The 14,169-nt window shown below is 64.5% G+C and carries 13 protein-coding genes; 8 read left to right on the top strand and 5 right to left on the bottom strand.

Going from position 1 to position 14,169, the window contains the following annotated elements; all coding sequences use genetic code 11:
• Positions 1-117: 117 nt before the first annotated feature.
• The 5 genes from QX039_RS16900 to QX039_RS16880 form a co-directional block, all read right to left on the bottom strand.
• Positions 118-363, bottom strand: a complete 246-nt coding sequence (locus QX039_RS16900; protein WP_315740795.1) for a hypothetical protein — start codon at positions 361-363, stop codon at positions 118-120.
• A gap of 240 nt (positions 364-603) precedes the next feature.
• On the bottom strand, positions 604-3,153 hold the full coding sequence (locus QX039_RS16895) for a hybrid sensor histidine kinase/response regulator (RefSeq protein WP_315770511.1): 2,550 nt from the start codon (positions 3,151-3,153) through the stop codon (positions 604-606).
• A 6-nt stretch (positions 3,154-3,159) separates the two neighbouring features.
• Entirely contained in the window at positions 3,160-3,474 is a 315-nt protein-coding gene (locus tag QX039_RS16890) for a response regulator (RefSeq protein ID WP_315770509.1), read from the bottom strand.
• A gap of 223 nt (positions 3,475-3,697) precedes the next feature.
• A complete protein-coding gene (locus tag QX039_RS16885) occupies positions 3,698-4,087 on the bottom strand; it encodes a response regulator (protein WP_008968243.1) in 390 nt (129 codons plus the stop codon).
• A gap of 244 nt (positions 4,088-4,331) precedes the next feature.
• Entirely contained in the window at positions 4,332-5,054 is a 723-nt protein-coding gene (locus tag QX039_RS16880; protein ID WP_315740838.1) for a Crp/Fnr family transcriptional regulator, read from the bottom strand.
• A gap of 651 nt (positions 5,055-5,705) precedes the next feature.
• Between QX039_RS16880 and QX039_RS16875 the strand changes: the two genes are divergently transcribed.
• The 8 genes from QX039_RS16875 (at position 5,706) to QX039_RS16840 (ending at position 14,155) form a co-directional block, all read left to right on the top strand.
• On the top strand, positions 5,706-6,455 hold the full coding sequence (locus tag QX039_RS16875; protein WP_315770507.1) for a histidine kinase dimerization/phospho-acceptor domain-containing protein: 750 nt from the start codon (positions 5,706-5,708) through the stop codon (positions 6,453-6,455).
• A gap of 296 nt (positions 6,456-6,751) precedes the next feature.
• Positions 6,752-8,302, top strand: a complete 1,551-nt coding sequence (locus tag QX039_RS16870; RefSeq protein ID WP_316158702.1) for a flagellin — start codon at positions 6,752-6,754, stop codon at positions 8,300-8,302.
• Positions 8,303-8,528: 226 nt separating this feature from the next.
• Positions 8,529-8,924 (top strand): flagellar biosynthesis repressor FlbT, encoded by a 396-nt coding sequence (flbT, locus tag QX039_RS16865; protein WP_315740791.1) that lies wholly within the window; start codon positions 8,529-8,531, stop codon positions 8,922-8,924.
• 258 nt (positions 8,925-9,182) lie between these two features.
• Complete coding sequence (locus QX039_RS16860; RefSeq protein ID WP_315734104.1) at positions 9,183-11,978, top strand: hybrid sensor histidine kinase/response regulator; 2,796 nt, start codon at positions 9,183-9,185, stop codon at positions 11,976-11,978.
• A gap of 26 nt (positions 11,979-12,004) precedes the next feature.
• Entirely contained in the window at positions 12,005-12,478 is a 474-nt protein-coding gene (locus QX039_RS16855; protein ID WP_315740790.1) for a chemotaxis protein CheW, read from the top strand.
• A gap of 30 nt (positions 12,479-12,508) precedes the next feature.
• Entirely contained in the window at positions 12,509-12,898 is a 390-nt protein-coding gene (locus QX039_RS16850; RefSeq protein WP_315716971.1) for a response regulator, read from the top strand.
• 29 nt (positions 12,899-12,927) lie between these two features.
• On the top strand, positions 12,928-13,797 hold the full coding sequence (locus QX039_RS16845; protein ID WP_315740789.1) for a protein-glutamate O-methyltransferase CheR: 870 nt from the start codon (positions 12,928-12,930) through the stop codon (positions 13,795-13,797).
• Positions 13,798-13,831: 34 nt separating this feature from the next.
• Positions 13,832-14,155: a PilZ domain-containing protein gene (locus tag QX039_RS16840; protein ID WP_315740788.1), complete on the top strand. Its 324-nt coding sequence runs from the start codon at positions 13,832-13,834 to the stop codon at positions 14,153-14,155.
• Positions 14,156-14,169 lie beyond the last annotated feature (14 nt).

Genomic DNA, 14,169 nt, shown 5'->3' with positions numbered 1-14,169 from the left:
GCGCGAATGCCGCGCTCGCGCTTTCGACCCCCGCGGTGCCCCGCGCTGCAGGCAATGAAGATCGGCGTCCGACCGGCTCGGTCGAACGCGCTGAGCGGGACGCGGACGTCCGTGCTGTCAGAAATAATCCTCGGCGAAGGGGCGAACCCGGGAGGTCGGGCGCAGCGGCGCTTGCGCCTTGGGCGGTGCCGGCACGATCGTAATGGTCCAGCGCGGCGGTACGCTCGCTTCGTTCTCCATGACTGAACGGACGTGGCCGGTGATCGTCGATCCGCCGGATTTCACGGTCGCGGTCCGGCCGTTGAACTGCGCAATTCGGAAACGCCTGACTTCCTTCTGGTCGGCGGTTTCAAAAGTAAACATGGGACACATCTCCTATGTGACCCCGAGTCTCGCAGCTCATGATTAGTTGATTGTGAAAATCGTGAGCCGTAGAAGTACGGCGTCAACTTATTGTAAGGGAATATGAAGATCAGGTTCAGCGAATCCGCGTCGTGAAGGTCTCGTTTGCCATCTCGGTCGTCCGAGCCCGTCGCGGCGGTGCGGCGTGCGAGACGCCGCGCAGATCGGATTGCGCCATGGAGGCCTGCGGCCTCCCTCGCTTCAATATTGCAGCTCCTGGGCGCGGGCGGCGGCGTAGGCGGCCTCGATGTTGTCGAGCAGCTCGGCATACTCCTTGGCGGACAGGCGTGGCGCGCTCTTCTCCAGCGCGAGCGCGTAGGCCGCAAGCCGGCGGTACCCGAAGGTTCCGGCTGCGCTCTTCAGCGAATGCGCCTCGCGGCCGATCTTGATGCGCTCGCCGCCGAGCGTCAGCTGGCGGAGCTGCTTCAGCCGCGCATCCGTCTCGCTGAAGAACACGTCGCGGATCTCCTCCGCGGCCTCGTCTCCGATCTCGCCGACCAGCTCGGCATAGGCTTCGCGGTCGAGCGCGGCTTCGGGAGCAATTTCGGTGTCGGCGGCAATGTCGGCGGCCCTGGCATCCGGCTGGGCCGGCACCAGCGGGGCGTCTGACGCCACGGTGTCCAGCACCGGCACGGGCAGGGGCAGCACGCGCAGGATGGCTTCCACGAGCGCTTTCTTGCGGGCCGGCTTGACGACGAAGTCGTTCATCCCGGCTTCCCGGCAGGCCCGAATATCCTCCATGAAGGCGTTCGCCGTGAAGGCGATGATCGGCACGTTGGAACGGCGCTCGCCTCGCGCGCGAATGGTCCGGGTTGCCTGGAAGCCGTCCATCTCCGGCATGCGGACGTCCATTAGGATCAGGTCGTAGTTGAAGCGGCTGGCGGCGGTGACGGCCTCGGCGCCGTCGCAGGCCGTGTCGGTCTGGATGTCGAAATCCTTGAGCATCTTGGTCGCGACCAGGCGATTGGTCGGATTGTCGTCGACCACGAGGACGCGCAGCGGCCGGCCGAACGCCGCGATCCGGTTCTGCAGCGAGGTATAGATGCCGTCGTCGTTCTGCTCTGGCACCGCGATGGTCTCGGCAATCGGCAGCGTCAGGCGGAACGAGAAGGTGGATCCGCTGCCCAGCGTCGAGGTGACCTTGATGTCACCCCCCATCTGCTCGATCAGGCGCTTGCAGATCGCAAGCCCGAGTCCGGAGCCGCCGAACCGGCGGCTGATCGAATTGTCGGCCTGGACGAAGTTCGCGAACAGCGAGCCGATCTTGTCGGCGGCAATGCCGATGCCGGTGTCGGTCACCGTCCATTCCACCGTCGCCTTCTCGTCATCCTTCTCGATGCCGCGCGTCGTGACGACCACTTCGCCTGACGAGGTGAACTTGACCGCGTTGGACACCAGGTTGAGCAGGATCTGGCGAATGCGGCCGGCGTCGCCGACCAGCGCGGGCGGCACCGCCGGGTCGCTGACGCTCCTCAGCTTCAGGTCCTTGGCGGAAGCCCGCGGACCGATGATGCTCAGCGTGTTGTGGACCAGGGCCTCGGCGGAGAACGCGATGTCCTCGAGCGAGAGCTGGCCGGATTCGAGCTTGGAGAAGTCGAGAATGTCGTTGAGGATCTCGAGCAGATTGTCGCCGGCATTGTGGATCGCCACCACCGAGCGGCGCTGCTCGGGATCGAGATTGGTCTCCAGCAGCGTCGTGGCGAGGCCGAGCACCGCGTTCATCGGCGTGCGGATCTCGTGGCTCATCATCGCGACGAAAGTGGACTTCGCCGCGTTCGCGGCCTCGGCGGCCTCGATCAGGTGCTCGTGGCGTTCCCACCAGCGTGAGATCAGGACGGCGGCCGCGAACACGGCCATCGCGCTCACCAGGGACACGATGACCAGAAGCGTCGCCATGTCGCGCCAGGCCTTCAGGACGTCGTGCTCGAACACCGACACCACGATCATCGCGGGATAGTTCGGCAGCATCTTTGCCGCCCGCCGGCGCATCTCGCCGGTTCGTGCGGAGGGTTCGCGCAGCACGCCGCCGGCCGACAGTGCGCGCTGACCGAAGCCGGAGGTCGGCTTGCCGATCTCGCTCGTGGGCGGAAAATGCGCGAGCAGCGTACCGTCCTCGCGGATCAGCGACACCGCGGCATCGAGACCCTGCGCGGTGGAGCCGAAGAAGTTCTCCAGATAGGGCACGGACATGGCGCCGAGCATCATGCCCATGAACTCGCCATTGGAATCGTCGAGCCGGCGGGCAAAATAGATGTTCCAGGTGCCGTCGCCGCGATTCTGAACCGGCGTGCTGAGGAAGGTCCGCAGTGTAGGGTCGGCCTTCAGCGCCTTGAAATAGTCGCGGTCGGCGATGTTGACGTCCGGGATCGGCCAGTAGCGCGAGAAGTTCAGGAGCCCGCCTTGTGCGTCGATCAGCGTCACCGCATCGATCTGCGGCAGTCCTGCGATTTTCTCCTTGAGCAGGAGGTGGGTCTGATGGTCTGACGCGACCTTGCGAAACGCCGCAGCGTCGATGGCGCCGCCGCGCACCAGGTAGTCGCGCACGCTTGTGAGCACGAGGTCGACCGATTTCACCGAGCGGTCGGCGTTCTCTGCAAGCGTGAGGCTATGGCGGCTGAGATCTTCCTCGGCGTGCTGAAGCGCGTTCTCGCGCAGGTTGGTGAGGAAGAACAGGTTGCTGCCGGCAATGACGCAGATGAGGATCAGCGCGATCGCTGCAGGCGCTCCCAGAAAGCGTTTCTTGTTGCTCATCGCCTGCTACCAGCCCGCCGCTCTGACCAGCCGCCGGCAATCGGTCTCCAGCGCGATCTGCTTCAGAGTCTGCCGGAGCCGCATCAGATCGATCGGCTTCGAGAAGGGAGGATCTATGTTCAGCTCGAGAACCTCGGTGCCGGGGCGGTTGTCCAGCGAGAGGTCCGGCATGACGCAGTCCAAGTTCCTCTTCTGCAGGACGATCGAGACGGCGTCGACCGAGCTCACGCCCGTCGTGTTGAAGCCGGCCTGTGCTGCGATCTTTCGCAAGATGGACAGATGCACGGCGGCATCTTCGATCACGAGGAGGTCGTTGCGCATGAATTCCCTGTCCCGTTGCCACCCTGACGCGGTCATCGGCAAGCAGGATTATGTCTATCGGCCGGCTCTGACCCCCTCGTAAATTTTGGTTTCCGTACGACTACGGGGAGGGCACGGCGATGTATGCGTCCTGCCGTCGTCAACCACGCGGAGTTCGCCCGCTAAAGAGAAAGCGGCCGAACACCGGTCCGGCCGCCGCGCAGGACATTCCCAGGGAGCTCGGCTATTCGGCCGGGCCGAACACGGCTTCCATCTTGGTCTTGAGCGTCGCCGCATTAAACGGCTTGACGATGTAGTTGCTCACGCCGGCCTTCTTGGCGGCGATGACGTTTTCGGTCTTCGACTCGGCTGTGATCATGATGAACGGGGTCTTCGACAGCTCCGGGCTGGCCCGCACCTCCCGCAGCAGGTCGTAGCCGGTCATCGGTTCCATGTTCCAGTCGGAGATCACCAGACCGTACTTCTTCGCCTGCATCTTCGAGAGCGCGGCCGATCCGTCGCTGGCGTCGTCGACGTTCTCAAATCCGAGCTGCTTCAGCAGGTTGCGGATGATCCGGATCATAGTGGCGTAGTCATCGACCACCAGGATCGGCATCGACAGATCAAAGGCCATGTCATTACTCCGCGCGTTTGGTCAAAAGCCGAACACGGGCGAGGTATATCAGCACGAAGATTATTCGACGCCTCTTGGAACTCGCGCTCGTCAGCACGTCGACAATTATCAGCGCCCGTTGAACAGCGCGTTAATTCCAGCGGTGCCGACGATGGGGATCATGCCACGGGCCGTAGTTGTACGGAGGCAAGGGCGCTCGGCGAGGCAACGGCGCGCGACGAGCGAGGGCCGGAACGACGCCTGCTCACGGCACGCTGCGTGGCCGGACCAGATTCTCGTAGTGGGCCTTCACCGTACCGTAGCACTCGCACGCCGTCTTCTTCAGCCCGTCCAGATCGATGATCTCGATATGGCCGCGGCTATAGTGGATGAAGTCCGCCTGCTGCAGCGTGCTCGCCACCAGCGAGACGCTGTTGCGCCGGGCGCCGATCATCTGCGCCAGGGCCTCCTGGGTGATGTAGAGCTTGTTGCCGCCTGAAAGGTCATGCGTCTGCAGCAGGCAACGGGCGAGACGCGACTCGACGGTGTGGGCGGCGTTGCAACCGGCGGTCTGCTGGCTCTGCACGTAGATGGCGAGTGCGTGGCGCAACATCAGCGCGCGAAACGAGGGGCTCTGTTCGGCGGCCGCCCGTACCTTGTCGATGTCGACGACCGATGCTGCACCGGGAACGAGGACCGCCGCGCTGTTCAGCACCACCGGATCGCCGCCCGCGAGCAGGGACATGCTTCCGAAGAGACTATCGCGACCGATCATCGCCACCTGAACGCGCTCTCCGCGCGCGAGGTTCACGACCAGCGAGATGACGCCGCGATGAGGAAAGTAGATGCGCGAAAGCTTTTCGCCGACCTCGGCGAGAATGGAGTCTTGCACCAGATCCACGGTCCGCAGATAGGGTCGGATCAGCTCGAAGTCATCGTCGGTCAGTGACGACAGGAAGCCGTTCGGAGAACGCAAGCTGGGGTCCAAAGCCATCTCCTGCATTGCAGTAACGGAGCCTCGCAGATCTCAATGCACTCATGGTTCCATAGAACTGCGTCCTATCCGCTGACAAGAAGAATCACGGGTAATATTCCCAGTAAAGGCCATTCGTTCCTGCTGTGCTCGTTGTCGTGCAGACGGGCGCGGATGCGCGGTTGCGCATTTGGCCATCAACATGTGTGCGATGTGCTGATCTGATAGCGCGCTGTTGTATACAGTCGGCACGCATCGGCCTCGGCTGGTGAAAGCAGCGCAACGCGCTTGCGGCGGGCCTCCTTCTTGCTCCGGCCGCCGCAGCTCCGGCGGGCACGGACACCACGTAGCATGCGGCCGCATTGACAGCGGACATCTTGAAGCCAAAATCGCTAATAAGCGCGCTGATTCGTTGACGGATCTTTTTCTGTCGGATGCAACCCTCGTCGCGAGTGGAGGCATCGGCCGGTGCTTTGCGACTGGCGGTGACGAGGTTGTCGTCATTGCAGGAGCAGGAGTCCGCCTGATGCTGCATCCAGCTGGAGCGCGATCGATGGTCAGCGATGAGACTGAGCGCCAAGACGAAGCTGAACGTTGCAGCGGCGTCCGTTCGTTTGCGTCCCGATAGCCCCGCCGTCCTCCCCCCCAACAGGTAATGCAGGATTCATGGCCTCTTCCACCTACCAGCGGTCCAACCAGTCGTTGCCAAGCGCGGGCGTAGACATTCCGGCCGCAGCGACGCCGGACATCCACCCAGGAATGGCGATCGTCGGTCAGGTTGCCGGTGGCCTGCTGCACGACTTCAACAACATTCTCACCGTGATCACGGGGACCATCGACATTCTCGCCGAAGCGGTCGAGGACAAGCCCGAACTGGCGGCCGTCGCGCGTCTGATCGACGAGGCTGCGACTCGTGGCGCTCGATTGACCTCGCAGCTTCTGTCGTTCGCAAGAGGCCGGCCGCCGCTGCCATGTGCGGTGGAGTTGAACGAGCTCCTGATCGACGTCGCTCGTCTGCTTCGTCCGACATTGGGCACCGAGGTCGAGGTGACGACGTCGGTGGGCGCGGACGTGCCGGCCGTCTTCGCCGATCCGGGGCAACTGATGGCGGCACTGCTGTGTCTTGCGATCGGGGCCCGACATCGATTGGAGCATGGCGGCCGCATCGACATCGAGGCAAGGCGCATGCGTGCGGACGCCTCGGGTGCCGGCGGCATTTCCTCCGACGTGCTGATCGTGTTGACGGCGTCAGTGAGCGCGGCGGATGCCTCTCCGGCCGATCCCGCCTTCTCGGAGATCCGCATGGTCGAGGATTTCGTCAGGCGTTCGAACGGACGTCTGGGGCTCAAGGAGCCGCGCGGCCGGACCGCCGGCGTCGAGATCGTCCTCCCGCGCGCCGACCGCGTCCCCTCGTAGTCGGCCGCTCTTCCGCAAGCTCATAGTTAGCGCTGCCTTAACGGTCACGCCGCGCATCGGCGCACGCCGACCGCGAGGCCGTGTCAGCGCGCCATTTTACCGCGAGTCTCTGCGGTCTGCGCGCATTTGATCGAACTGATTAGCGGCCAATTAGGATTAACGGCGGGGGCGGATGCCGCGCGCGGCCGTTCCGGGATCAATTTAACGAACGGGTAGGATTCCGCGGACCAGTCTGCGCCATCGCCGACAGAACGGTGCGGCGATGTTTACTCATGTTCATCCAGAAGGGAATGACAATGTCAGGTATCGTCCTCTCCGCGTCGGTGCGCCAGAACCTGCTCTCGCTCCAGTCGACGGCTCAGCTCCTCGCCACCACGCAGAACAACCTCTCCACGGGCAAGAAGGTCAACTCGGCGCTCGACAATCCGACCAACTTCTTCACCGCCCAGGGTCTCGACAACCGCGCTTCCGACATCTCCAATCTGCTCGACGGCATCGGCAACGGCGTGCAGGTGCTGCAGGCCGCCAACACCGGCATCACCTCGCTGCAGAAGCTCGTCGACAGCGCCAAGTCGATCGCCAACCAGGTTCTGCAGAGCGCGGTGGGTTACTCCACCAAGTCGAGCGTGACCTCGGCGGCTCTGACCGGCGCGACCGCCACCGACCTGCTCGGCTCCAGCTCGACGGCTGTGACCGGCTCGGTCGTGAACAACGACAATACCTCGAGCGCGGTGGCGATCACCGGCTCGACCAAGCTGTCGGGTACGGCAGGCACCGCGTCGAACAACCTCGCCACCGGCATCACCTCCGGTGAGACGCTGGTCGTCAACGGCACCACCTTCACCTTCGTCACCGGCACGTCCTCGTCCGGCACCAACATCGGCATCGGCGACAGCGTCAGCAACCTGCTGTCGGCGATCCAGACCCAGACCGGCGTGACCGCGTCGATCACCGCGGGTGCGATCACCCTGACGCCTCCGGCGGCGGGATTGACGCTCTCGGGCAGCACCGGCACCTTGGGCAAGCTCGGGCTGACTGCCGTCGGCGATGGCTTGTCAGGCCAGACCTTGACGGTCGGCGCCACAGGAGGTGGCACGGCGACCAGCATCACGTTCGGTCTAGGGACAGGACAGGTCAAGTCGCTGAACGATCTCAACGCCAAGCTCGCAGCCAACAACCTGCAGGCCACGGTCGACTCGTCCACCGGCAAGATCTCGATCACCACGACCAACGACGCGGCTTCGGCCACGATCGGCGCGATCGGTGGTACGTCGGCTGCGGCCAGCCAGGCCTTCAATGGTCTGACGGCGGCGGCTCCGGTGGCGGATGCGACCGCGCAGACGCAGCGCGCAAGCCTGGTCTCGCAGTACAACAACGTGCTGGCGCAGATCAACACGACCGCTGCTGACGCTTCGTTCAACGGCATCAACCTGCTGAACGGCGACACGCTGAAGCTGACCTTCAACGAAACCGGCAAGTCGACGCTGTCGATCACTGGTGTCACGTTCAACTCGGCGGGCCTCGGCCTCTCGACGTTGACCTCGGGCACCGACTTCCTCGACAACAGCTCGGCGAACAAGGTCATCGGCGTGCTCAACTCGGCGAGCTCCACGCTGCGCAACGAGGCCTCCACGCTGGGTTCGAACCTCTCGGTCGTGCAGGTTCGTCAGGACTTCAACAAGAACCTGATCAACGTGCTGCAGACCGGCTCGTCGAACCTGACGCTGGCCGACACCAACGAGGAAGCGGCCAACAGCCAGGCGCTGTCGACCCGCCAGTCGATCGCGGTGTCCGCGCTGTCGCTCGCCAACCAGTCGCAGGCGAGCGTGCTGCAGCTCCTGCGTTAAGGCGCGGGCGGCACCCACGAACATCGGAGGCGGCGGGGCTTGCCCCGCCGTTTTCGGCTCTAGAATATTCGAAGATTGACGTCGCTCGGCTTCGGCGTCTGCGGCGCCGGATCAGCCGGACAGCGAGCACGAGAGCAACGTCGTGTCGACGCGAATGCAGCCTGCCGACGACGCCGCTCCCGAGAGGAGACTCCCGAGAGGAGCCTTCTGAGAGGAGAGTTGGGCCATGCCCCTGCGGGTCGAGCTGAAGCCTTTCGAGCGCATCGTGATCGGCGACAGCGTCATCGTGAATTCGAACACGCGCGCCCGCTTCATCGTCGAAGGCGACGCGCCTATACTCCGCGAACGTGACACCGTCACCGCCGAGACCGCCGATACGCCGGCCAAGCGCCTCTATCTCTGCGTCCAGACAATGTACCTGAAGAACGACGCGATCCGCTATCGCGCGTCCTATCTCGCCTGCATGAACGAGTTGCGCAGGGCGATTCCGGAAGCCGCCGGCCAAGCCGAGACGGTGGATCGCCATGTCACGGAAGGAGCGCTGTACAAGGCGCTGAAGGAGATCAGGGCGCTGATCGAGCGAGAGGATCGCGCAGTCGCGCCGGCCGAAGCGATGCCTTGACATTCCGGCCGCCGAAGGGGCCGGGCTCGCCGCAGCCTGAGAGGTTGATGCTACGTCCGTATTAGCACGGACAATAAAATTAACGGGACGGATAAAAGCCCCACCTAACGATGGCACGGACAGAAAGTCTGTTCAGCCCAGTCAGCGAGGGCCGGGTATCGATCCGCGCGGCTGGTGAAGGCTGGGACCGACCGTTGCTCTGACAGGGATCAGCGGTCGCCCCGTGACCGCGGCGCCAATTCTTGGAAGGCCAGTTTCATGGATGACCTGTTGCGTGAGTTTCTGACGGAGACCAGCGAGAGCCTGGACACCGTCGATAATCAATTGGTGCGGTTCGAGCAGGAGCCGAACAACGCCAAGATCCTCGATAACATCTTCCGGCTGGTGCACACGATCAAGGGGACCTGCGGCTTCCTCGGCCTGCCGCGGCTCGAAGCGCTGGCGCATGCCGCCGAGACCCTGATGGGCAAGTTCCGCGACGGCATGCCGGTCACCGGCGAGGCCGTGACGCTAATCCTCACCACCATCGACCGCATCAAGGACATCCTCGGACAGCTCGAGGCCAACGAGGCCGAGCCCGAAGGCGAGGACCGCGATCTCATCAGCGAGCTCGAAGCCATGGTCGAGCGCGGCATGGCGGCAATGGCCGCGTCGGCGGAGCCGATCGCGATGGCCGGCGAGACCGCGCCACCGCTTGCGCCTGCAGCGCCGGCCGCGCCCGCGGTCACGCACGGCTCGCTGATCGACCAGACGCTGGAGCGTCCGCTGCGTCCGGGCGAAGTGTCGCTCGACGAGCTCGAGCGCGCCTTCCGCGAGACCGCGATCGAGTTGCCGCCCGCGCATGAGAAGGCGCCTGAGCCCAAGGCCGCTGCCCCGGCGCCGGTCGCCAAGGCCGGGCCTGCCAAGGCGGAAGCAGAGGCCAGGGCCGAGGCGCCGAAGAAGGCGGCGCGCGCCAAGGCCAATGCCGATGGCGAGGTGCACGAGAACGACAAGGTCGCCAACCAGTCGATCCGCGTCAACGTCGACACGCTCGAACATCTGATGACGATGGTCTCGGAGCTGGTGCTGACGCGCAACCAGCTGCTCGAGATCGCCCGCCGCAACGAGGACACCGAGTTCAAGGTGCCGCTGCAGCGGCTGTCCAACGTCACCGCCGAGCTGCAGGAGGGCGTCATGAAGACGCGCATGCAGCCGATCGGCAATGCCTGGCAGAAGCTGCCGCGCATCGTCCGCGACCTCGCCACCGAGCTCGGCAAGCAGATCGAGCTCGAGATGCACGGCGCCGACACCGAGCTCGACCGCCAGGTGCTCGACCTGATCAAGGACCCGCTCACCCACATGGTGCGCAACTCCGCCGATCACGGCCTGGAGACGATGGCCGAGCGCGCCGCGGCCGGCAAGGCCGAGCAGGGCACCATCCGGCTGTCCGCCTATCATGAAGGCGGCCATATCATCATCTGCATCGCCGACAACGGCCGCGGCCTCAACACCGAGCGCATCAAGGCCAAGGCCTTGGCGAACGGCCTCGTCACCGAGGCCGAGCTCGAGAAGATGACGGAAGCGCAGATCCACAAGTTCATCTTCGAGCCGGGCTTCTCGACCGCGGCCGCCGTCACCTCGGTCTCGGGCCGCGGCGTCGGCATGGACGTGGTGCGCACCAACATCGACCAGATCGGCGGCACCATCGACATCAAGTCGGTGCTCGGCGAGGGCACCTCGGTCACCATCAAGATCCCGCTGACGCTCGCGATCGTCTCGGCGCTGATCGTCGAAGCCGGTGGCGACCGCTTCGCGATCCCGCAATTGTCGGTCGTCGAGCTGGTGCGCGCGCGCGCCAACTCCGAGCACCGCATCGAGCGCATCAAGGACACCGCGGTGCTGCGCTTGCGCAACAAGCTGCTGCCGCTGATGCATCTGAAGAAGCTCTTGAAGATCGACGACGGCTCGTCGACCGATCCGGAGAACGGCTTCATCGTGGTGACGCAGGTCGGCAACCAGACCTTCGGCATCGTGGTCGACTGCGTGTTCCACACCGAGGAAATCGTGGTCAAGCCGATGTCGACCAAGCTGCGTCACATCGACATGTTCTCGGGCAACACCATCCTGGGCGACGGCGCCGTGATCATGATCATCGATCCGAACGGCATTGCGAAAGCGCTCGGCGCCGCCGGCTCGGCCTCGCAGGCGGTATCCGACGAACACGCCGCGCATCACGCGATCGGTGGCGAGCAGCTCACCTCGCTCTTGGTGTTCCGCGCCGGCACGGCGCAGCCCAAGGCGGTGCCGCTGGCGCTGGTCACGCGCCTGGAGGAGATCGCGGCCGACAAGATCGAGATCTCCAACGGCCGCTACATGGTGCAGTACCGCGACCAGCTGATGCCCTTGGTGCAGATGGAAGGCGTGTCGGTGCAGACGTCGGGCTCGCAGCCGATCCTGGTGTTCGCCGACGAGACCCGGGCGATGGGCCTCGTGGTCGACGAGATCATCGACATCGTCGAGGAGCGGCTCAACATCCAGGTCTCCGGCGCCAAGGACGGCATCCTCGGCTCGGCGGTGATCAAGGGCCAGGCGACGGAAGTGATCGACGTCGGCCACTTCCTGCCGATGGCGTTCGCCGACTGGTTCATCCGCAAGGAGATGGCGACCGAGTCGCAGACGCAGTCGGTGCTCTTGGTCGACGACTCGCCGTTCTTCCGCAACATGCTGGCGCCGGTGTTGAAGTCGGCCGGCTACAAGGTGCGCACGGCGGCGTCGGCGATCGAGGGCCTCGCCACGCTGCGTTCCGGGCACAGCTTCGACATCGTCGTCACCGACATCGAGATGCCGGAGATGAACGGCTTCGAGTTCACCGAGGCGATCCGCGCCGACCAGAACCTGAACCAGATGCCGGTCATCGCGGTGTCGTCGCTGGTGTCGCCGGCGGCGATCGAGCGCGGCCGCCAGGCCGGGCTCTACGACTACATCGCCAAGTTCGACCGGCCCGGCCTGATCGCGGCGCTGAAGGAACAGATCGAGGAACGGGCGCGCGCCGAAGCCAACCGGCGGGCCGCGTGACAGCAAGCGGACAGGAGCAGCGTGCGATGAGCAGCAAGATCGAAACCACCGAAGGCGCCGCCGTCGAATACGTCACTGCGATGATCGGCGGTCAGCTCTTCGGCCTGCCCATCTCCCGGGTGCAGGACGTGTTCATGCCGGAGCGGGTGACGCGGGTGCCGCTGTCGTCGGCGGAGATCGCCGGCGTCCTCAACCTGCGCGGCCGCATCGTGACCGTCGTCGACATGCGGGCGCGGCTCGGCCTCGCCCGCGCCGAGGACGGCAAGCCGCCGATGGCGGTCGGCGTCGATCTGCGTGGCGAGTCCTATGGTCTCCTGATCGATCAGATCGGCGAGGTGCTGCGGCTGCCCGAGGAGAGCCGGGAGGAGAACCCGGTCAATCTCGACCCGCGCATGGCGAAGCTCGCCGGCGGCGTGCACCGCCTCGACGGTCAGCTGATGGTCATCCTCGATGTCGATCGCGTGCTCGAGCTCCTGCCGAAGGCAGCAATCGCCGCCTAGTCCGTCAACCGTCCCATAGGGGAGACAACAATGAAGAGCTGTCTGGTCGTGGATGACTCCAGCGTCGTGCGCAAGATCGCACGCCGTATCCTGGAGGAGCTGGGCTTCTCCGTCGTCGAGGCGGAGGATGGCGAGCGGGCGCTCGAGATCTGCACCAAGAGCCTGCCGGACGCCATTCTGCTCGACTGGAACATGCCCGTCATGGACGGCTATGATTTCCTCGGGCGCCTGCGCCGGCTGCCGGGCGGCGAAGGCCCGAAGGTGGTGTTCTGCACCACGGAGAACGACATCGATCATATTTCGCGCGCGCTGAACGCTGGCGCCAACGAATACATCATGAAGCCGTTCGACAAAGAGATTGTCGCCGCCAAATTCCAGGAAGTCGGTCTCATCCAGGCGCTGTCAGCCGAATCCGCCTGATCCCTTCGTCTGCCCAGAAGAGGCCGTCCGTGAACCAGCCTGATTATGAGTTCCTGCGCAAGCTGCTTCGAGACAAATCGGGTCTCGATCTGTCTGCCGACAAGCAATATCTGATCGAGAGCCGCCTGCTTCCGCTCGCGCGCAAGGCCGGTCTCGCCAGCATCAGCGATCTCGTCCAGAAGCTGAAGGACGGGTCGAGCGCCCTGATCAGTCAGGTCGTCGAAGCGATGACGACCAACGAGACGTTCTTCTTCCGCGACAAGGTCCCGTTCGATCACTTCCGTGACGTGATCATGCCGGAGATCCTCAAGGCCCGCGCCAATCGCAAGTCGATCCGGATCTGGTGCGCCGCGTGCTCGACCGGCCAGGAGCCGTATTCGCTGGCGATGTCGCTCAAGGAGATGGGATCTGCGCTCAGTGGATGGCGCATCGAGATCATCGCCACCGATCTCTCCCAGGAAGTGCTCGAGAAGTCGAAAGCGGGTCTCTACAGCCAGTTCGAGGTGCAGCGCGGGCTGCCGATCCAGCTTCTGGTCAAATATTTCAAGCAGGCAGGCGAGCTCTGGCAGATCAATTCCGACGTGCGCGGCATGGTCCAGCATCGGCAGCTCAATCTGCTGCACGACTTCTCCCAGCTCGGCACGTTCGACGTCGTGTTCTGCCGCAACGTGCTGATCTATTTCGATCAGGACACCAAGATCAACATCTTCGGCCGGCTCGCCAAGCAGATGGAGCCGGACGGCTTCCTCGTACTCGGTGCTGCGGAGACCGTCGTCGGCCTCACCGACGTGTTCAAGCCGCTCGCGGACCGGCGTGGCCTGTATCGCCCGAGCGGGATCGCTTCCGCGGCGAAGGCGCCCGCTCCGGGAATGCCCAGGATCGCGGCCGCGGGCAACTAGATGTTCCCGCAGCCCAACAGAGCAGGACGCGAAGATGTCTGACGAGAACAAAGGGACGGAGCGCGTCACCTTCAGCCGCGGCTACGATGTCTGCATCATGGGCATCGACGGGACCTGGCGCAGGGACTGCCAGCTCAACGCCATCTCGGACAACGACGCGGTGCTGACGGTCGAAGGATCGATCCAGGGATTGAACCTGAAGGAGTTCTTTCTGCTGCTGTCCTCGACGGGGCTCGCCTACCGCCGCTGCGAGTTGGTCCGGGTCAACGGCTCGGAGATGGACATCCAGTTCATCAAGGGAAAGAACAAGAAGAAGCGTGGCAACGCTTCCGCCGGCCAGGAAACGACCGTCAACTAATTCGTCTTCCGGCA

Origin of the sequence: Bradyrhizobium sp. SZCCHNR1043 (assembly GCF_032489675.1) — a bacterium.
Taxonomy (GTDB): Bacteria; Pseudomonadota; Alphaproteobacteria; order Rhizobiales; family Xanthobacteraceae; genus Bradyrhizobium.
The sequence above is the reverse complement of the archived record's forward strand: the minus strand, read 5'-3'. Positions and strand labels throughout refer to the sequence as shown.